The organism is Cryobacterium sp. MDB2-A-1, assembly GCF_004402675.1.
GTDB lineage: Bacteria > Actinomycetota > Actinomycetes > Actinomycetales > Microbacteriaceae > Cryobacterium > Cryobacterium glucosi.
Genome location: NZ_SOFK01000044.1, coordinates 94,177 through 112,044 on the forward strand (window position 1 = coordinate 94,177; position 17,868 = coordinate 112,044).

19 protein-coding genes are annotated in these 17,868 nt (G+C 68.9%); 9 read left to right on the top strand and 10 right to left on the bottom strand.

The annotated features are described in order from the left end of the window. Nucleotides 1-173 precede the first annotated feature (173 nt). Complete coding sequence (locus E3O39_RS16825) at nt 174-1,202, top strand: LacI family DNA-binding transcriptional regulator (protein ID WP_134449162.1); 1,029 nt, start codon at nt 174-176, stop codon at nt 1,200-1,202. Between the two features lie 131 nt (nt 1,203-1,333). On the opposite strand, the gene E3O39_RS16830 is transcribed toward E3O39_RS16825, so the two are convergent. Next, nucleotides 1,334-2,257 (bottom strand): LLM class F420-dependent oxidoreductase, encoded by a 924-nt coding sequence (locus E3O39_RS16830; protein ID WP_134449163.1) that lies wholly within the window; start codon nt 2,255-2,257, stop codon nt 1,334-1,336. Nucleotides 2,258-2,284: 27 nt separating this feature from the next. Further along, a complete protein-coding gene (locus tag E3O39_RS16835; protein ID WP_134449164.1) occupies nt 2,285-3,241 on the bottom strand; it encodes a site-specific DNA-methyltransferase in 957 nt (318 codons plus the stop codon). 34 nt (nt 3,242-3,275) lie between these two features. Here E3O39_RS16835 and E3O39_RS16840 point away from each other — a divergent pair, with 34 nt between their 5' ends. Continuing rightward, a complete protein-coding gene (locus tag E3O39_RS16840) occupies nt 3,276-3,629 on the top strand; it encodes a GNAT family N-acetyltransferase (RefSeq protein ID WP_134449165.1) in 354 nt (117 codons plus the stop codon). 36 nt (nt 3,630-3,665) lie between these two features. Here E3O39_RS16840 and E3O39_RS16845 read toward each other — a convergent pair whose 3' ends face one another. Together E3O39_RS16845 and E3O39_RS16850 are read right to left on the bottom strand one after the other, a co-directional pair. Next, nucleotides 3,666-4,715 carry a biotin/lipoate A/B protein ligase family protein gene (locus E3O39_RS16845; protein ID WP_134449166.1) on the bottom strand — a complete coding sequence of 350 codons (1,050 nt, stop codon included), beginning with the start codon at nt 4,713-4,715 and terminating at the stop codon, nt 3,666-3,668. A gap of 9 nt (nt 4,716-4,724) precedes the next feature. Next, entirely contained in the window at nt 4,725-5,588 is an 864-nt protein-coding gene (locus E3O39_RS16850) for an alpha/beta fold hydrolase (protein WP_134449167.1), read from the bottom strand. 90 nt (nt 5,589-5,678) lie between these two features. Between E3O39_RS16850 and E3O39_RS16855 the strand changes: the two genes are divergently transcribed. Then, nucleotides 5,679-6,155 carry a MarR family winged helix-turn-helix transcriptional regulator gene (locus E3O39_RS16855; RefSeq protein WP_241975505.1) on the top strand — a complete coding sequence of 159 codons (477 nt, stop codon included), beginning with the start codon at nt 5,679-5,681 and terminating at the stop codon, nt 6,153-6,155. Beyond that, complete coding sequence (locus E3O39_RS16860) at nt 6,152-7,483, top strand: MFS transporter (RefSeq protein ID WP_166787371.1); 1,332 nt, start codon at nt 6,152-6,154, stop codon at nt 7,481-7,483. Before E3O39_RS16855 ends, E3O39_RS16860 begins: the two co-directional genes overlap by 4 nt. A 154-nt stretch (nt 7,484-7,637) precedes the next feature. On the opposite strand, the gene E3O39_RS16865 is transcribed toward E3O39_RS16860, so the two are convergent. Then, entirely contained in the window at nt 7,638-9,104 is a 1,467-nt protein-coding gene (locus E3O39_RS16865) for a peptide MFS transporter (protein ID WP_134449168.1), read from the bottom strand. A gap of 127 nt (nt 9,105-9,231) precedes the next feature. Between E3O39_RS16865 and E3O39_RS16870 the strand changes: the two genes are divergently transcribed. Next, nucleotides 9,232-9,627 (top strand): sortase, encoded by a 396-nt coding sequence (locus E3O39_RS16870; RefSeq protein ID WP_134449169.1) that lies wholly within the window; start codon nt 9,232-9,234, stop codon nt 9,625-9,627. Nucleotides 9,628-9,780: 153 nt separating this feature from the next. After that, a complete protein-coding gene (locus E3O39_RS16875; RefSeq protein WP_134449170.1) occupies nt 9,781-10,371 on the top strand; it encodes a DJ-1/PfpI family protein in 591 nt (196 codons plus the stop codon). Between the two features lie 6 nt (nt 10,372-10,377). On the opposite strand, the gene E3O39_RS16880 is transcribed toward E3O39_RS16875, so the two are convergent. Continuing rightward, nucleotides 10,378-11,145, bottom strand: coding sequence for a dienelactone hydrolase family protein (locus E3O39_RS16880; protein ID WP_134449171.1), 768 nt, complete (start codon nt 11,143-11,145; stop codon nt 10,378-10,380). 262 nt (nt 11,146-11,407) lie between these two features. Here E3O39_RS16880 and E3O39_RS16885 point away from each other — a divergent pair, with 262 nt between their 5' ends. After that, nucleotides 11,408-12,217: a FadR/GntR family transcriptional regulator gene (locus E3O39_RS16885; protein ID WP_241985118.1), complete on the top strand. Its 810-nt coding sequence runs from the start codon at nt 11,408-11,410 to the stop codon at nt 12,215-12,217. Between the two features lie 81 nt (nt 12,218-12,298). Next, nucleotides 12,299-13,561 carry an alpha-hydroxy acid oxidase gene (locus E3O39_RS16890; RefSeq protein WP_134449173.1) on the top strand — a complete coding sequence of 421 codons (1,263 nt, stop codon included), beginning with the start codon at nt 12,299-12,301 and terminating at the stop codon, nt 13,559-13,561. Nucleotides 13,562-13,627: 66 nt separating this feature from the next. Here the strand turns inward: E3O39_RS16890 and rocD are convergent, their stop codons facing one another. Both rocD and ddaH read right to left on the bottom strand, forming a co-directional pair. Beyond that, on the bottom strand, nt 13,628-14,926 hold the full coding sequence (rocD, locus tag E3O39_RS16895) for an ornithine--oxo-acid transaminase (protein WP_134449174.1): 1,299 nt from the start codon (nt 14,924-14,926) through the stop codon (nt 13,628-13,630). Then, nucleotides 14,923-15,780, bottom strand: coding sequence for a dimethylargininase (ddaH, locus tag E3O39_RS16900; RefSeq protein WP_134449175.1), 858 nt, complete (start codon nt 15,778-15,780; stop codon nt 14,923-14,925). The genes rocD and ddaH overlap by 4 nt, the downstream gene beginning before the upstream one ends. A 275-nt stretch (nt 15,781-16,055) precedes the next feature. On the opposite strand from ddaH, the gene E3O39_RS16905 reads away from it, so the two are divergent. Further along, complete coding sequence (locus E3O39_RS16905) at nt 16,056-16,493, top strand: Lrp/AsnC family transcriptional regulator (protein WP_134449176.1); 438 nt, start codon at nt 16,056-16,058, stop codon at nt 16,491-16,493. Between the two features lie 40 nt (nt 16,494-16,533). Here the strand turns inward: E3O39_RS16905 and E3O39_RS16910 are convergent, their stop codons facing one another. Both E3O39_RS16910 and E3O39_RS16915 read right to left on the bottom strand, forming a co-directional pair. Continuing rightward, a complete protein-coding gene (locus E3O39_RS16910; protein WP_198413463.1) occupies nt 16,534-17,307 on the bottom strand; it encodes an ABC transporter permease in 774 nt (257 codons plus the stop codon). Nucleotides 17,308-17,415: 108 nt separating this feature from the next. Next, nucleotides 17,416-17,868: a YdeI/OmpD-associated family protein gene (locus E3O39_RS16915; protein WP_134449177.1), complete on the bottom strand. Its 453-nt coding sequence runs from the start codon at nt 17,866-17,868 to the stop codon at nt 17,416-17,418.

Genomic DNA, 17,868 nt, shown 5'->3' on the forward strand with positions numbered 1-17,868 from the left:
GTATGAGAGCGCTCTCACTGATCAACGCAACACTAGGTCACCCACCGATCCCTTGTCAAGGCGACACGAAACCCATTCGGCCGCGACCCTGCGGAGTGCCCCGCGCCCGCCTCGGGACGGCGCTCCGGCTCCGGTGTGCCAGCGCGCTGCGCGCATCCAAATAGACTGACCCCATGACATCGGGAGTCCGCAACGCGCGTCCGCCGCAGCCGACGCTCGAAATGGTGGCGGCCGAGGCCGGCGTGTCCCGCGCCACCGTGAGCCGCGTCGTCAACGGGTCGCCCAAGGTGCGGCCGGAGGTCGTCGTGTCGGTCACGGCCGCGATCGAACGGCTCAATTACGTGCCCAACCGCGCTGCCCGCTCGCTTGCCAGCCGGCAGACCCAGTCTGTCGCCCTCGTCGTGCCGGAAGACATGACGAAGTTCTTCGGCGATCCCTACTTCGCCGCCGTCGTGCAGGGCATCACCCAGCGCCTCGACGAGAGCGACTACACGCTCAACCTTCTGGTCGCCTCGACTGACCCGCGTCACAAGACCATGCGTTACCTGCGCGCGGGAAACGTCGACGGGGCACTCGTCATCTCGCACCACACCGGGGACAACTTCGTCGCCGACCTCGAATCCACGATGCCGGTCGTCTTCGGTGGGCGCCCGACCAACGACTCCGGCGCGAACAACTACTTCGTCGACGTCGACAACATCGCGGGCTCCATGAGCGGCGTCCAGCACCTTGTCGACATCGGCAGGCGCCGGATCGGCACGATCACCGGGCCCGTCGACATGCCGGCAGGCATCGACCGCCTCACCGGGTTCCGCCGGGTGCTCGAGAACGCGGGCCTCGCGACGGATGCCGTCGAGCACGCCGACTTCACGGCCTCAGGGGCCGCGGCGGCCACCCGCCGCCTGCTCGAGCGCTGCCCGGACATCGACGCCCTCTTCGTGGCGAGTGACCTGATGGCGACCGGCGCGCTCGGCGTCCTCGCCGAGCTGGGCAGGGCCGTGCCGAGGGACATCGCGGTTGTCGCATACGACGACAGCCCGGCAGCCACCTCGGGGCCGATCGGGATGACCACCGTGAGCCAGCCCTCGAAGGAGATGGGCTTCGCAATGGCGGACCTGCTCCTGCGCCTGCTCGCGGACGACGAGACCGTGCCGCACCGCAACATCATGCCGACCAGCCTGGTGCTGCGCGAGTCCGCCTGACCCGCTCCGCAGCATCAGCCCCGCACCGCCCCCTGCTCGCGAGAGTGCACTTGTGGCCCTTAAACCCGCGGTTTAGGGGCCGAAAGTGTACTCTCGCGGAACTTCGCGCCCGGCCACAGCCGCTCGAACGCTCAGGGAAGCCGGGGTGCGACCTCGCGGGCGATGAAGTCGAGGTGGTCCAGGTCGGCGAGGTCCATGATCTGAAGGTAGACGGTGTCGACGCCGGCTTCTGCGAGGGCGCCGAGACGGTCGACGATCTCCGCGGCGGTACCGGCGAGGCCGTGCTCGCGCAGCTCGGCGGGCTCCCGGCCGACCGCGGCGGCCCGGCGTGCGAACTCGGACTCATCGCGCCCGGCGACCGCGATGAGCGCCACGGAATAGTGCAACTCCCCCGGGTCCCGCCCGATCGTCGCACACGCCGCCCGCACGCCGGCGAACTTGCCGGGAATATCGGCGAACTCGGGGAACGGCAGGTTGAACTCGGTCGCGAAGCGGGCCGCGAGGGCCGGGGTGCGCTTCGCCCCGCCGCCGCCGACGATCACGGGAACCCGCTGCTGGGCGGGTTTCGGGAGGGCGGGGGAATCGACGAGGGTGTAATGCTCACCGGTGAAGTCATACCGATCGCCGACAGGCGTCTCCCAGAGCCCGGTGACGATTTCGAGCTGCTCCTCGAGCATGCCGAAGCGTTTGGCCGGGAACGGGATGCCATAGGCGAGGTGCTCCTTCTCGAACCAGCCGGTGCCGAGCCCGAGCTCGACCCGGCCTCCCGACATCTGGTCGACCTGGGCGACCTGGATCGCGAGGATCCCCGGCGCGCGGTAGGTCACCGAGGAGACGAGGGTGCCCAGGCGGATGCGGCTGGTCTCGCGGGCGAGTCCGGCGAGGGTCGTCCAGGCATCCGTCGGTCCGGGAAGCCCGCCGCCGTCGCCCATGACCATGTAGTGGTCTGAGCGGAAGAACGCATCGAACCCGAGCGCCTCTGTGGCCTGCGCGACCGCGAGGATATCGTCGTAGCTGGCGCCCTGCTGGGGTTCTGTGAAGATGCGGAGTCTCATCCGTCCAGTCTCCCAGACGGCCCGGAATCAGGACGCGTCGAGGAATTCGACCTCCGGAAGGGCCGCGAACCGGGTGCGCATCACCTGGATCGACTCCGGGTTCTGGTCGACGAGCAGGAAGCGGCGGCCGAGGGACTCGGCGACGGCACCCGTCGTGCCGCTGCCCGCGAAGAAGTCGAGCACCCAGTCGCCCTCGCGACTCGAGGCCTGGATCATCCGCCGCAGGATGCCGACCGGCTTCTGCGTGGGGTAACCGGTCTTCTCCTTGCCCGTCGGCGACACGATCGTGTGCCACCAGACATCCGTGGGCAGCTTGCCGCGCGCGACCTTCTCCGGCGTGACGAGGCCGGGGGCCATGTAGGGCTCGCGGTCGACCGTCGTCGAGTCGAAGTAGTAGTGCTGCGGGTTCTTCACGTAGACGAGGATCGTGTCGTGCTTGGTCGGCCAGCGGTTCTTGGACTTCGCGCCGTAGTCGTATGCCCAGATCAGTTCGTTGAGGAAGCAGTCGCGGCCGAAGAGCGCGTCGAGGAGGACCTTGGCGTAGTGCGCCTCGCGGTAGTCGAGGTGCAGGTAGAGCGTGCCGTCTTCGGCGAGGAGTCGCCAGGCCTCGATCAGCCTGGGTTCGAGGAAGGCCCAGTAGTCCTCGAACTGGTCGTCGTAGCCGAGCAGGTCGCCCTTGATCCGCTCGTAGAGCTGCCCCTTGAACCCCGTGATGGTGCCGGCGGCCGCCAAACCGCCCGCTCGCGGCGAAGACACAGCGACCCCAATCAGGGGGGCGTCCGCCGATGCCGGGTCAGGGACAGACCCGGTCACCGCAGCCACTCGCACCGAAGTGGTCGTGCGCCGATTCTGCTTGCGACCGGTATTAAAGGGCGGGTCGAGATAGATCAGCGTGAACGCCCCGTCGGGAAGGGCAGGCAGGATTTCGAGGTTGTCTGCATGGACGACACGGTTGGGGGAGGACGGGGACCACGCGGTTTGCATTCCCTCATTGTGTCAGTCGGCTTACTCTATGGGGATGACTACAGACTCCCCGACGACCGAATCAACGACTCCGGCGGATGCGACGACGCAGGATACCGCGCGGCCCACCTTCCGGCATGAGCCGGCCCTCTCCCGGTACAGCCTGCTCTTCGGGGACACGACCGCGGGTTTCGCCGACTATGAGATCGACGGCTCCCGGGTGCTCTTCACCCACGTCGAAGTCGACCCCCGGCACCGGGGCGAAGGACTCGCGAGCATCCTCGTCGAGCAGGCCCTCGACGACATGCGCGAGCGCACTGACCTGACGGTCGTCGCCGTCTGCCCCTATGTCGTCGCGTGGATCGACAAGCACGCCGAATACCAGGACCTGCTGACCCGCGGCCGGTAGCCGCCGTCCCCCCCTCGAGCAGGCCTCGACCGTCGGTCAGGGGACGCGGGCGATCCACTCGTCGGTGCCGAACTTGCTCGCCACGAGCGCCTCGGCGGCGGCGTATTCCGCCTCGGTGATGTCCCCGTCTACCGCGCCGTACAGGGTTGTGAAGGTCTGCTTCATCCTGTCGATGATCTCGGCACGGCTGAGGCCGGTCTGGCTGCGGAGCGGGTCGACCCGTTTGACGGCGCTCGTGATGCCCTTGTCGCTGAGCTTTTCGCGACCGATGCGCAGTACCTGCACCATCTTCTCGCCGTCCATGTCGTAGCTCATAGTCACGTGGTGCAGCACGGCACCGCTGCCGAGACGCTTCTGCGCGGCGCCGCCGATCTTGCCGGTCGGGCTCGTGATGTCGTTGAGCGGCTGGTAGTGCGCGTCGATGCCCAGCGAGCGCAGCGCGGTGAGCACCCATTCGTCGAGGAAGGCGTAGGAGTCGGCGAAGGTCATTCCCTGCACGAGCGCGGTGGGAGCGTAGATCGAGTATGTGATGACCGAGCCTGCCTCCATGAACATGGCGCCGCCGCCGCTGATCCGGCGGACGACGGTGAAGCCGTGGGCCTCCGCCTGCTCGGCGTCGACCTCGTTCCGGAGCGACTGGAAGCTTCCGATGACGACGGCGGGCTCCGTCCACTCCCAGATCCGCAGCGTGGGCTTACGCCTGCCCTCGCCGACCTCGATCGCGAGCACCTCGTCGAGCGCCATCTGCATCACCGGGGGCACGGCCTTGGAGTGCACGAGCTGCCAGTCGTAGTCCCGCCAGCCACTCGCCTGCGCGAGGGACCTGCGGATCGCGACCGCCACGGCCTCGGGGGAGAACCCGAGCAGGGTGGCCTGGGGTGGCAGGGCCGCGCGCACCGCGGCGGCGAGCCCTGCAGCATCTGTGCCGGCCGGCAGGCCGGTCACGGCCGCATTGATCGCCCCGAGGGCATCGTCTGGCTCGAGGAAGAAGTCCCCAGCCAGCCGGAAATTGACGATCGTGTCGTCGACGACGTCCAGGTCGACGACCACGAGCTTGCCACCAGGGACCTTGTATTCACCATGCATGAGGCCAGCCTAACCGTCGATCCCGCCGACCCCCGGGGGTAACTGCCTGTCGAGCCAGCCGATCAGCTCGTCGAAGACCTCGGCGCGGTTCGTTTCGTTGAAGACTTCATGCCGGGCACCGGGATATACCACCAGGCGAATGTCCCGCAAGCCTGAGCGCCGCGCGTATGCGTTCTTGAGCATGGTTGCGCTGCGCTCCCCGCCAACGGTGTCGTCCCCGCCGACGAGGATCAGGAGCGGGAGGTCGGCCGGCAGTCCGCGCGCCGGACGTCCGAAGAGCCGCGCGGCCTCCCGGAGGCCGAAGAGCTTCGCGAGCGGCGTCATGGTCGTCAGCGGATCGGCGACAAAGGCGTCCGCGACCGCGGGATCACGGCTGAGCCATTCGACGCCCGTCGTTCCGAGGTGCTTGTGCCGCGCATTGAGGTCCCCGCCGTTGAGGTAGCCCGGCCAGCGATAGGCGGTACCGGTCAGGACCACCGCGGCATAGGCATCCGCGTGCTCGTTGAGGATCATCTGCGCCATGAACGAGCCCCAGCTGTGCCCCAGCAGAACGAGCGGCAGGTGCGGGTGCGCCGAGCGGATGATGCCGCTCAGCTGATACACGCCGGCGACCGCGGCCCGCAACCCGCCGGGGCCGAGCCGTCCGAGCCTGGTCGTGTCGCCGGCATACTGTCGCAGCCCGGTCTGCCCGTGGCCGCGGTGGTCGTCCGCGTACACGGTGTAGCCGGCCTCGTTCAGCCGGCCGACGAGCTCGGTATAGCGGTTGGCGTGTTCACCGACGCCGTGCACCACCTGAACGACCGCCCGCGGGCGCGGCACCGGCCAGACGTAGTACTCGAAGGTGACGCCATAGTCATCCGTATAGGTAGGCACGCGGCCAGTCTGTCAGAACGGGAGAATTCTGTCAGAACCGGAGAATTCACGGGAATACTTAGCCTCGCTAAACGGTTACAGTTATGAGTTATGGAATCCATGCTCGAACCGGCCGTGACCCCGCCGGACACCCACGCCGGACACCGGCCGAGCGTTGCAGAGCTCAGCCATGACTTCCGCGTCGCAAACGGTCGCCTCGCCCGCCGCCTGCGCCAGGAGAAGGCCGACAACGAGCTGAGCGCGAGCCAGTTCTCCGCCCTCGGCTCCCTCTTCTTCAACGGTCCATTCACCCTGCGCGAACTCAGCGAGCATGAGCGGGTCACTCCGCCCTCGATGAGCCGCACCGTCGGGGTGCTCGTATCGGCCGGCCTCGTCCACCGGGCGGGCTCCACGGACGACGGCCGCAAGATCATCCTCACCGTGACCGACTCCGGTCGCACCCTCATGCACGAGACCCGCAACCGACGGGATGCCTGGCTCGCCCTCCGCATCGCCAAGCTCAACCCCGAACAGCGCAGCGTGCTCACCGAGGCCATCACCGTCATGAAGGAGCTCACCGACAGTTGAGTACCATGTTCCGCTCCCTGAGCGTCCCGAACTACCGAATCTGGTTCGCAGGCGCCCTCGTGTCGAACATCGGAACGTGGATGCAGCGCACCGCCCAGGACTGGATCGTCCTGACGATGCTCACCGACCACAACGCAACGGCGGTCGGGATCGTGATGGCCCTGCAGTTCGGGCCGCAACTCCTGCTGATGCCGTGGTCCGGCCTGATCGCGGACCGGTTCAACCGGCGCAGGCTCTTGATCATGACCCAGAGCCTGATGGGCGTCCTGGCCCTCGGGCTCGGGCTGATCGTCGTGACCGGCGTCGCCCAGCTCTGGCATGTCTACCTCTTTGCGCTCGGACTCGGGATCGTCGCCGCGATCGACTCTCCCGCACGGCAGACCTTCGTCTCCGAGCTCGTCCCCGACAGCAACCTGTCCAACGCGGTCGCACTGAATTCGGCCTCGTTCAACGGCGCCCGCCTGATCGGCCCGGCCGTCGCCGGCCTGCTGACGGTCGCGGTCGGCGCGGGCTGGGTGTTCCTGATCAACGCCGTCACCTTCGCCGCGACGGTCGTCGCGATGACCCTGCTGCACACGAGCGAGCTGCGCCCCCAGCCGCGGGCGCCGCGGAAGCGGGGCCAGCTGATGGCCGGGTTCCGCTACGTCGCGCATCGGCCAGACATCATCGTCGTGCTGATCGCGGTCTTCCTGATCGGAACCTTCGGGCTCAACTTCGCGATCTTCACCGCAACCATGGCGACGGTCGAATTCCACATGGGCGCCGGCGAATTCGGGCTGCTGAGTTCCATCATGGCCGTCGGCTCGGTCGCGGGCGCGCTGCTGTCGGCCCGTCGCAGCCGCCCGCGACTGCGCCTCGTCGTCGCCGGCGCCGCGCTCTTCGGCGTGGCGTGCGGAATTGCCGCGGTGATGCCCACGTATCTCAGTTTCGCGGTCTCGCTCGTCTTCGTCGGGCTGTTCTCGCTCACGCTCATGACGACCGCGAACGCCTATGTGCAGACCACCACGAAGCCCGCGATGCGTGGCCGGGTGATGGCGCTCTACATGGCCATTTTCGCCGGCGGCACCCCGCTCGGCGCCCCGTTCGTCGGGTGGGTCGCCGACCGCTTCGGCCCGCGCTGGGCGCTGGGCGTCGCGGCTCTTTCGGGCATCCTGGCCGCGGGCGCCATGCTGTTCTGGCTGATCAGGTACCGCAGCCTGCGCGTTCGGTACCGCAGAGGGGTCGTGCCCCACATGCAGGTGCACCACGACGGCGACGGACGCGACCACGACCCCATCGACGTGGAGACCGCCACCCGCGAGATCGCGATCATCGAGGCGACCCGCTAGGTCGCGCCCGCGCCGGTTTCGGCAGGCCGCGCCCGCCGTTTCGGGAGCGGGCTGACGAAAGCGGCGCGGCGGCGACCGCACCGGCGGGGCGACGGATGCCGTGGGCCCGGCCAGCGGCATCCGCTCGCCGATACGCAGGGCGGCAGGGACCCCGCTAGCGCACGCCGCCCATGAGGCGGAGCACCGGACGGGCGAAGACCGCGAGCCCGATGCCGAACAGGATCGCGACGCCGCCGATCACGCTGAAGTAGAGCGTCTCGGGGACCTCGGTGTACCACTGGGCAAGCGAACCGGACACGGCAGTGCCCAGGGCGATCGACAGGAAGAACAGGGCGACCATCTGGGTTCGGAACGGCGCGGGCGCGAGCTTCGTGGTGAGCGCGAGGCCGACAGGGCCGATCAGGAGCTCGGCGACCGTGAGCACGAAGAGAATGCCGATCATCGCGAGCATCGGCGTCGAGTTGGCACCGCCGCCCACGAACGGCAGGAAGCCGAGGAAGGCCACGCCCATCACCGCGGTGCCGAGCGCGAACTTGACCGGAGTCGACGGCTGGCGGCTACCCCAGCGGGTCCAGAGCGCGGCGAAGACGCCGGAGAGCAGGATGATGAAGACCGGGTTGAAGGACTGGATCCAGGACACCGGGATTTCCCATCCGAACAAGTGTCGGTCGAGGCGCTCGTCCGTGTAGATCGTGACGACGGTGAACTGCTGCTGGGAGAGCGACCAGAACACGGCGCTCGCGAGGAAGAGCGGGATGAAGGCGTAGACCCGCTTGCGCTCGACGATGCTGATCCGTCGGTTGCGCAGGATGACGACGAAGTAGCTGATCGTCGCGATGACCGTCAGGGCGATCACGAGGGTGACGAGGCCGTCCGCTGTGATCACGCCGACAAGCACGAGCACCACGACGAGCGCCGCGGCGGCAACCGCGCCGACGAGGTAGGGGGTCCAGCGCGAGCGCGGGAGCGGGTTCGGAACCTGGTGCACGATCTCGGGCAGGCTCCTGCGTCCGAAGGAATACTGGGTGAGCCCGATCGCCATACCGACGGCGGCGAGGCCGAAGCCGAAGTGGAAGCCGGCCGTCGTCTGCAGGAGCCCGGTCAGGATCGGGCCGAAGAACGCGCCCAGGTTGATCCCGAGGTAGAAGAGCGAGAAGCCTGCGTCGAGGCGAGGGTCGTCCCGTGTGTACAGCGAACCGACGACGCTCGTCGCATTGGCCTTCAGGCCACCGCTGCCGAGCGCGATCAGCAAGAGTCCGACGGTCACGCCTGCGACGCCGGGCACGAGGGCGAGGGCGAGATGCCCGAGCATGATCACGATGGCGCTGTAGAACAGCACCCTCTCGCTGCCGAGCACCCGGTCGGCGATCCAGGCGCCCAGGATCGTCGAGAGATAGACCCCTCCGCCGTACGCGCCGACGATGCCGGCGGCCGTCGCCTGCTCGATCCCCAGGCCGCCCTCGGCGGCGGAGTAGTACAGGTACAGGAGCAGGATGCCCTGCATCCCATAGAAGGAGAACCGCTCCCACATTTCCACGCCGAAGATATTGGCGAGAGCTCGCGGCTGCCCGAAGAAGCTGCGGTCTTTGTGGGCGGGGACGGGTTTTTCGACCGTGGTCATCTCTCGACTGTATCCGCTGGCCCCCGGATCAGGGGCATCGGGGACCCTCACGGCGCCGCGCCGGGGCACGATACGATCGTGGTCACAGGGCGAACGAGCACGAGACGTGCGGGCGAGAGTGGGGCGAATGGACGCGCACGACCTCATCGGGCTCATCAGCGAGGTCCTGACCCTCGTCGGGTTCGTCGGAGGCGCCGTCCTCTATGTCCTCGGGCTTGCGATCCGCGGTGTCAAGGGCGGCTGGGTCGCCACGGATGGCGTGATCGCGTCCTCGGGATCGCACACGGTCATCCGCTGGTTCGACCGCTCGGGGGACGTGCACGAGCGGGCCGCGAACACGCACGAGAGCCACCGGCTCGCGCCGGGCGACGACGTGCAGGTCTGGTACCACTCCCGTGACGCATCCCGCGGGGTGACGCATGCCCCGGAATCGGAGGGCAAGGCCCTGCGCCTGACCGGGCTGATCCTGCTCGGCACCGGGCTCGCATCGGCGGTCCTCGGCGTCGTGCTGATGTTCGTCTGAGCCGGCCTGGACCCTTTCCCAGCTGTTCCGCACCGGCCTGCGCCGGTGGCACTTGCCCGGCGCGCCGGTCGGGGGAACACTGAAGGCGTCAACGGACGACCCGTCCGCTGAGTTCAGCAACGTTCAGATTCACACCGTTCAGAGAGGAACGTCATGACCAAGATCCTCATTCTCACCGGCGACGCCGCCGAGACCCTCGAGGTGTTCTACCCTTACCAGCGGCTGCTCGAGGAGGGCTTCGAGGTGCATATCGGCGCCCCGGAGAAGAGGAAGCTCCAGTTCGTCGTCCATGACTTCGTGGACGGCTTCGACACCTACACCGAGAAGCTCGGCCACACTTGGGACGCCGACGTTGCGTTCAAGGACGTCGACCCGGCCGACTACGCGGCCATCGTCGTCCCCGGCGGCCGCGCACCGGAGTACATCCGCAACGACGAGGACGCGAAGCGGATCGTCCGGCACTTCTTCGAACGGAACGCTCCCGTCGCCGCACTGTGCCACGGCCCGATGCTGCTCGCCGCCGCCGGGGTGCTCCACGGCCGCACGAGCACTGCGTACCCGGCCCTGCAGATCGACGTCGAACTCGGCGGGGGCGTCTTCGAGAACGGCGCGGGCGTCGTCGACTGCAACCTCGTCTCCGGCAGGGCCTGGCCGGACCACCCCAGCTGGATGCGCGAATTCATGAAGCTGCTCGCGGCATCCGGTGTCACTCCCACCGAACCCGCCCTCGCATCGGCTCGCTGAGACCGGTCAGTCGGCGGGCGCGGGGTCCGCGGCCGAGGCGAGGTGCTCGGCGAAGAACGCCTCGATGCGGATCCAGGCGTCAGCGGCGGCCTCCGGGTCGGGGCCGGCGCCGAGGATACGCTGCGTGAGGAAGCGCACCGCGGCCGGGCCTGTTTCGGCATCGTTGAGGAAGGAGTGCCCGGCCGTGGGGTATTCCTTGACGTCGTGCGGCACGCCGGCATCCTCGAGCGCGCCCTCGAGCCGGGCAGCGGCGCCGACGAGAGAGCGGTCCCTGCCGCCATAGCTGCCGACGATCGGGCACGCACCCGCCAGGGCTGCGTCGAGGTCTTTCGGCAGCCGGCCGTAGTTGACGGATGCCGCGGCGAACCCCCGCGTGGCGGCCGCGAGCGCGAAGCCGCCGCCCATGCAGAAGCCGAGCACACCCACCTCACCCGTGCAGTCCGCCCGGGCGATGAGCGCGTGCCGCGCGTTCTCGATGTCGACGAACGCGCGCCCCTCGCTCGCGGTCAGGGCGCGGAAGGTCGCGACGAGGCACTTCCGGGCGCCGCCCTCCGTGAAGAGGTCGGGCATCAGTGCGAGGTAGCCGGCCGCCGCCAGTCGTTCGACCTGCCGGCGCATCACGTCACTGATGCCGAAGGCCTCGTGCACGAGCACAACCCCGGGCCAGGGACCGGAGCCGGCAGGCACTCCGAGCACCGCGCGGAGTCCGGCGCTTCCGCCGTTCGCGGCCGGAAGTTCGAGGTCGATCAGCTGGGGAGCTGGGTTCGCGGTCATGGGGCCTCCTGGCCTGGACGTGCTCGGGTTGGAGGAACCCTATCGCAATGGTTCGCGCCTTCGACTCCGCGAGAGTACGAAAATGGCCCCTCCGCACGACGTGAAGGGGCCATTTTCGTACTCTCGCGGTTGGAGGGGCGGGTTGGGGAGAGGGCTGGACCCGGGCAGGCGTCGCCGTGTAGTGTGTGGTCAGACCACAGCGGCTTCGTCTCACGGCCGCCGCCGCAACGACCGACACCACCCCATTGCCGAGGAGGAGCCCGTGACCGTTGACGCCGTGCCCGCGCAGGGCGCACTCCCCGACGAACGCAGGGCCTGGCAACTCGTGCTCGAATCGATCGAGGGCGAGTTGCTCTCGGGTCGGCTGCGACCCGGGGATCGCCTCGCACCCGAACGCTCCCTCGCCGCCTCCCTCGGCGTCGGCCGGTCGAGCGTGCGCGAGGCCATCCGGGTGCTCGAGGTGCTCGGACTCATCCGTACCGCGACGGGCTCCGGGCCGACATCGGGGGCGATCATCGTGGCGCTTCCCGGCGGCGGGATGTCCGCGCTGATGCGACTGCAGGTCGCGGCCCAGGGCTTCCCGGTCGAGGACGTCGTGAAGACCAGGCTCGTGCTCGAGGCCGCCGTCGTCACCGAACTCGCCGAGGCGCACGACCCCGCGTCGCTCGAACCGGCGTCGCTCGAACCGGCTGAACAGCTCCTCGACGCGATGGATGCGCCGGGCCGGACCGAGTCCGAGTTCCTCGCGCTCGACGCCCAGTTCCACCTCGCCCTCGCCGAGGCAACCGGGAACCAGGTCATCACCGCGACCATGGCCGGACTCCGCAGTGCGATCGAAGCGTACGCACGTGCGGGCGTTGCCGCGCTCGGGTCGTGGGCGGAGACATCCGCCCGCCTCAGGCTCGAACACCGCGAGATCGTCGCGTGCATTCGCGCGGCCGACCCCGCCGCGGCCCGCCGCGCCGTCCAGGCCCACATCGCCGGGTACTACGCCGAGACCCGGCTCACGGCGGGACCGCGCGATCCCGACCCCGTCCGGGCGCCGCTCCCCTCCCGAGCCGACCTGACCTGACCTGACCCACCGATCACCCGATCTCCCGACCGCCGCAGCCCCCGACCCGCCCTGCCCAACCCCAGAACGGAAATCCTGACCATGGTCCAACGACGCATCCCCAAGATCAAAGACCTCGCCCCACTCATGCAGTTCAAGGTGCCGGAGCTCAACGCGAAGAAGCGCCGCCTCGAGAGCGCCCTCACCATCTATGACCTGCGCGCGATCGCCAAGCGGCGCACTCCCAAGGCTGCCTTCGACTACACCGAGGGGGCAGCGGAGGCGGAGATCTCGCTCGCGCGCGCCCGCCAGGCCTTCGAGGACATCGAGTTCCACCCCGCCATCCTCCGCGACGTCTCGACGGTCTCGACGGGCTGGGACGTGCTCGGGGCTCCGGTCGCTTTCCCGTTCGGGATCGCACCGACCGGGTTCACCCGGATGATGCAGACCGAGGGCGAGATCGCCGGCGCGCACGCGGCAGCGAAGGCCGGCATCCCGTTCTCGCTCTCCACGATGGGCACGACCGCTATCGAGGACGTCAAGGCCGCCAACCCCACAGGACGCAACTGGTTCCAGCTCTACATGTGGAAGGACAGGGACCGTTCGATGGCGCTCGTCGACCGGGCCGCCAAGGCCGGTTTCGACACGCTGCTCGTGACGGTCGACGTGCCCGTTGCCGGAGCGCGCCTCCGCGACAAGCGCAACGGCTTTTCCATCCCGCCGCAGCTCACCGTGGGCACCGTGGTCAACGCGTTGCCGCGCCCGGAGTGGTGGATCAACTTCCTCACGACCGAGCCGCTCGCCTTCGCCTCCCTCGACCGCTGGAGCGGCACCGTCGGCGAACTGCTCGACACCATGTTCGACCCGACCGTCACCTTCGAAGACCTCGCCTGGATCAAGGCGCAGTGGCCGGGCAAGGTCGTCGTCAAGGGCGTTCAGAACGTGGCGGATGCCGCCAGGCTCGCCGAAATGGGCATCGACGCGATCATCCTCTCCAACCACGGCGGTCGCCAGCTCGACCGCGCGCCGATCCCGTTCCATTTGCTGCCCGAGGTGGCCCGCGAGGTGGGCAACGACCTCGAGGTGCACCTCGACACCGGCATCATGAGCGGCGCGGACATCGTCGCGGCCGTGGCCCTCGGCGCACGGTTCACCCTCGTCGGCCGGGCCTACCTCTACGGGCTGATGGCCGGCGGCGAGGCCGGCGTCGACCGGGCGATCGCGATCCTGTCGGAGCAGATCACCCGCACGATGCGACTGCTCGGCGTGAAGTCCCTCGAGGAGCTCGAGCCCGGGCACGTCACCCAGCTGGCCCGGCTGAGCCGTATCGCCCGGCCGGAGGGCGTGACCGCGACGCGAAGCTAGCGAGGCCGATACTGCCCGTTTCAGCCGAGCCGACTCGTTGAAGTTCGCGCCGACCTGACGCGGACGCTAGGCGACGGCGAACCCGTCGAGGACGGCCGCGAGCTGGGCGACGGCCCAGTCGAGGTCGGCCTCGGACACGCAGAGCGGCGGGGCGAGCCGGATCGTGGAGCCGTGGGTGTCCTTGGCCAGGACGCCGCGGACCATGAGTGCCTCGCACACGGCGCGGCCGCTCGCGAGCGACGGGTCGATGTCGATTCCGGCCCAGAGCCCGGCGCCACGGACCGCGACGACTCCTCGCCCGACGAGGCCATTGAGGGCTTCGTGCAAGTGCGCACCGAGCACGCGGGCGCGCTCCTGGTACTCGCCCTCGGCCAGCATCCGCACGACGGCGAGGCCGACGGCCGCGGCGAGCGGGTTGCCACCGAAGGTCGAGCCGTGCTCGCCGGGCTGCAGGACGCCGAGGACGTCCCGGTTGCCGACGACCGCAGAGACGGGCACGATCCCGCCGCCGAGGGCCTTGCCCAGGAGGTACAGGTCGGGCACGACGCCGACGAGGTCGCACGCGAAGGTCGCTCCGGTGCGGCCGAGACCGGACTGGATCTCATCGGCGATGAAGAGCACGTTGCGGCGCGTGGTGATCTCGCGCACAGCGGGGAGGTACCCGGCGGGCGGCACGACGATGCCGGCCTCGCCCTGGATGGGTTCGAGCAGCACGGCGACCGTGTTCTCATCGATCGCGGCCTCGAGGGCCGCGGCGTCGCCGAACGGGACGGTGCGGAACCCGGGCGTGAACGGGCCGAAGCCGGCGCGGGCCGACTCGTCGTCGGAGAAGCTGATGATGGTGGTGGTGCGGCCGTGGAAGTTGCCCCCGGCGACGATGATGTTCGCCTGGTCCGGCGCGACGCCCTTCACGCGGTAACCCCAGGCGCGGGCGACCTTGATCCCGGACTCGACGGCCTCGGCGCCCGTGTTCATCGGGAGCACCATGTCCTTGTGGGCGAGCTCGGCGAGAGCCGTGACGAACGGGCCGAGCTGGTCGTTGTGGAACGCGCGGCTCGTGAGCGTGATCCGGCCCAGCTGGGCTCGGGCGGCATCGAGAAGCACGGGGTTCGAGTGGCCGAAGTTGACCGCGGAGTACGCCGCGAGGCAGTCCAGGTAGCGTTTGCCGTCGACATCCGTCACCCAGGCGCCGTCGCCGGTCGCGACGACGACGGGAAGCGGGTGGTAGTTGTGGGCCGCATGCTCCTCTTCGAGGGCGATGAAGGCGGCGGGCGTTGCGGATGCCTGTCCCGGCGTGCCGAGTGCGGCATCCTTCGTCTGGTCGGCCCGGTTCGCGTCCGGACGGATGTTCGTGTCGGTGCTCATCGGCGCAGCTCCAGGGTGCAGCACTTGACGCCGCCGCCGCCGAGCAGGAGCTCGGAGAGGTCGACGCCGATCGGGTTGTAGCCGCGTTCGCGGAGCTGGCGCTCGAAGTCCTTCGCGCGGGCGGCGATGACGACGTTGTAGCCGTCGGAGTAGGAGTTGAGGCCGAGGATCGCCGCGTCCTCCTCGGTGACGATGATGGCGTCGGGGTAGCGTTCGCGCAGCACGGCGAGGCTCTGCTCGTCGAAGGCGCTCGGCAGGTAGGCGATGTTGGTGTCGTCGAGCACGGCGACCGCGGTGTCGAGGTGGTAGAAGCTCGGGTTGACGAGGTTGAGCGTGATCACCGGGCGGCCGTAGATCGCCGACACCTCTTCGTGGCTGTTCGAGGCGCTGCGGAAGCCGGTGCCGGCGAGGATGACGTCTCCGACGAGCAGGAAGTCGCCCTCGCCCTCGTTGATCTCGACGGGCACGCGGACGTCGAAGCCGTTGTCGCGGAACCAGTCCATGTAGGCGGGGCCCTCCGGCTGGCGCTCCGGGTAGGTGAACGCGGCGCCGTATGCGATGTTGTCGATGACGAAACCGCCGTTGGCGGCGTAGACCATGTCGGGCAGGCCGTCGATCGGGTCGACCAGGTGCACGTCGAAGCCGAGGCCGATGTAGGTGTCGTAGAGGGTCTGCCACTGGGCGACGGCGAGGCTCGTGTCGGTCGGGATGGCGGGGTCCATCCACGGGTTGATCCGGTAGACGACGGTGAAGTAGTCGGGCTTGCACATCAGCACCGTGCGCTTGACGGCCGTGCGCACCGGGGCGGTGGCCGCGGTCTCCGGCGTCGTTGTGGGGTCGAGATCGATGGTCATGAGGTCTCCTTCGGCTGCGCTCCGTCTGCTACTGACGGAATCGGAACGCGGGGTGGATGGCGGACCAGGTCACTCATGAGAGCTCCGCGCGGTCGAACGTGAACGTCGAACAGTGAACAACGAACGGGTGAACGGCACCGCGCAAAGACGCCGTGCTCATTCTCACACAGCGTGAATCAACGTTGCACGCCAATATGCGCGCATAATCGGCGTGATCGTCGGCATATGCGCAGGAATTCCACGCCAGTGCGCGGAATTCCCCCTAGACTCTCGGAATGGACAACCTCGACCGCGGCATACTCGACCTTCTGAGACAGAATGCGCGCGCGGGCTACGGGGACATCGGCTCGGTCGTCGGGCTGTCCGCCTCCGCGGTCAAGCGCCGGGTCGACCGGCTCGTCGCCGACGGGATCATCCGCGGGTTCACGATCCAGGTCGACCCCGCGATCGATGGCATGAGCACCGAGGCATATGTCGAGCTCTTCTGCCGAGGGACCGTCGCCCCCGACGAACTCCTGCGCATCCTCTCCGGCGTACCGGAGGTCGTCGACGCAGGCACCGTCACGGGAAGCGCCGACGCGATCGTACACATCAGGGCGCGGGACATTCCCGGGCTCGAGGCCGCACTCGAGAAGGTGCGCCTCGCACCCAACGTCGACCACACCCGCAGCGCGATCGTGCTCTCCCGGCTCATCCACCGCGCCGCCGAGTAGCCGCGCCGCTGCCCGCGAGAGCGGTCTTCGTCGGTGGTGACTAGGTGGGGATCGTGGCGGGCTTCATGCGGATCGGCGCGAGGAACTGGATCAGGGTGACGGCCGTGATCGCACCGGCGCAGAGGATGCCGGCGAGCACGACGATCTGGAAGCGCCCGGCCTCGAGGGGCGAGGCTCCGCCGAAGATCGCGCCGACGAACGCTCCGGGCAGGGTGACGAGGCCCGTGGTCTTGGTCTGGTCGGTCGTGGGGATGATCGCGAAATAGACGGCGCGGCGCGCCAGGTCGAGCGTCGACTGCCGCGGGGTCGCCCCGAGCGCCATCCAGCCCTCGACCTCGTCCCAGTGCTCGGTGACGGCCTCGCCGAAGCGCCGGCCGGTCAGGGTCGCAATCGACATCGCGTTGCCGATGATGATTCCGCCGTAGGAGAGCACATACCGCGGCGAGAATTCGATGGCGCCGACCGAGAACACCACGATGAGTGTCGCAAGGATGCCGAGGCCCATCGCTGCGGCGATCCAGCCGAAGTGCTGCCGGGTCGCCCCGAGACGCCGGTTGACCGTGCTCACGGCGGCGATGAACATCACGCTGAGCCCGACTCCGACCCAGAGCGGATCGGAGATGATGCCGCTCAGGATGAGGCTGATCGCCGCGAGCTGGAGGGTGCCCCGGAGGATCGCGAGGGCGGGTGCGCACGGGCGGGGCACGTGGAAGCCGCGAAGCAGGGCGGTGACGACCGCGATCAGCAGCAGCACCCCGATGAGGCTGGGCAGGAGTCCGCCCAGTTCGGCGGGGAGGTCGGCGGGCCAGGTCACCTTCTGAGCCTAGCGAGCCATCCGGTTCGACCTCGCTCCACACGGGGTCAGTCATGCCCTCTGAGTGGAAAGCACTTCCCGAACCGGGAATCGACGGCGGGCCCGAGGCTAGGGAGTCGGTGCGGCCGGCGTGAGTGCGGACCGGGCCGCCTCGATCCGGCGCAGGCGGGTCTCCGGCGTCTTCGCGCTCTCGATCGCGAGGACGTGGGCGCGCTGGTTGCTGTACGACAGCGCCGTGAAGGCGGCCCGGGCATCCGGTTGCTCGTCGAGCGCTGCGGCGAAGTCTGCGGGCACCTCGACCACCCGGGGTTCGGTGTCGAGCTCGACGTCGACCTCGATCTCATCCCCTGCGGCGACGCCTGCCTGTTCACGGTTCTCGGCGCTGAGCGCGATCATGAATGCGCCGCGGTAGGGGGCGACGGAGCTGCGGTAGGTATGACCGCCGATCGTGACCGTGATGGCGTGGCGCTTGCCGGGGCCGAGGCCCGCGACGACCTCCTCGGGAACGCGGATGCCCGTTGCCGATTTGCCGGAAAGCTCGAGGACGGTCGTGAATCTCAT

What these genes read in the sequence shown, in the direction of transcription:
- E3O39_RS16825 (WP_134449162.1), top strand. Translation starts at nt 174, where the DNA reads ATGACATCGGGAGTCCGCAACGCGCGTCCGCCGCAGCCGACGCTCGAA.
- E3O39_RS16830 (WP_134449163.1), bottom strand. Translation starts at nt 2,257, where the DNA reads ATGAGACTCCGCATCTTCACAGAACCCCAGCAGGGCGCCAGCTACGAC.
- E3O39_RS16835 (WP_134449164.1), bottom strand. Translation starts at nt 3,241, where the DNA reads ATGCAAACCGCGTGGTCCCCGTCCTCCCCCAACCGTGTCGTCCATGCA.
- E3O39_RS16840 (WP_134449165.1), top strand. Translation starts at nt 3,276, where the DNA reads ATGACTACAGACTCCCCGACGACCGAATCAACGACTCCGGCGGATGCG.
- E3O39_RS16845 (WP_134449166.1), bottom strand. Translation starts at nt 4,715, where the DNA reads ATGCATGGTGAATACAAGGTCCCTGGTGGCAAGCTCGTGGTCGTCGAC.
- E3O39_RS16855 (WP_241975505.1), top strand. Translation starts at nt 5,679, where the DNA reads ATGGAATCCATGCTCGAACCGGCCGTGACCCCGCCGGACACCCACGCC.
- E3O39_RS16865 (WP_134449168.1), bottom strand. Translation starts at nt 9,104, where the DNA reads ATGACCACGGTCGAAAAACCCGTCCCCGCCCACAAAGACCGCAGCTTC.
- E3O39_RS16870 (WP_134449169.1), top strand. Translation starts at nt 9,232, where the DNA reads ATGGACGCGCACGACCTCATCGGGCTCATCAGCGAGGTCCTGACCCTC.
- E3O39_RS16875 (WP_134449170.1), top strand. Translation starts at nt 9,781, where the DNA reads ATGACCAAGATCCTCATTCTCACCGGCGACGCCGCCGAGACCCTCGAG.
- E3O39_RS16880 (WP_134449171.1), bottom strand. Translation starts at nt 11,145, where the DNA reads ATGACCGCGAACCCAGCTCCCCAGCTGATCGACCTCGAACTTCCGGCC.
- E3O39_RS16890 (WP_134449173.1), top strand. Translation starts at nt 12,299, where the DNA reads ATGGTCCAACGACGCATCCCCAAGATCAAAGACCTCGCCCCACTCATG.
- rocD (WP_134449174.1), bottom strand. Translation starts at nt 14,926, where the DNA reads ATGAGCACCGACACGAACATCCGTCCGGACGCGAACCGGGCCGACCAG.
- ddaH (WP_134449175.1), bottom strand. Translation starts at nt 15,780, where the DNA reads ATGACCATCGATCTCGACCCCACAACGACGCCGGAGACCGCGGCCACC.
- E3O39_RS16905 (WP_134449176.1), top strand. Translation starts at nt 16,056, where the DNA reads ATGGACAACCTCGACCGCGGCATACTCGACCTTCTGAGACAGAATGCG.
- E3O39_RS16915 (WP_134449177.1), bottom strand. Translation starts at nt 17,868, where the DNA reads ATGAGATTCACGACCGTCCTCGAGCTTTCCGGCAAATCGGCAACGGGC.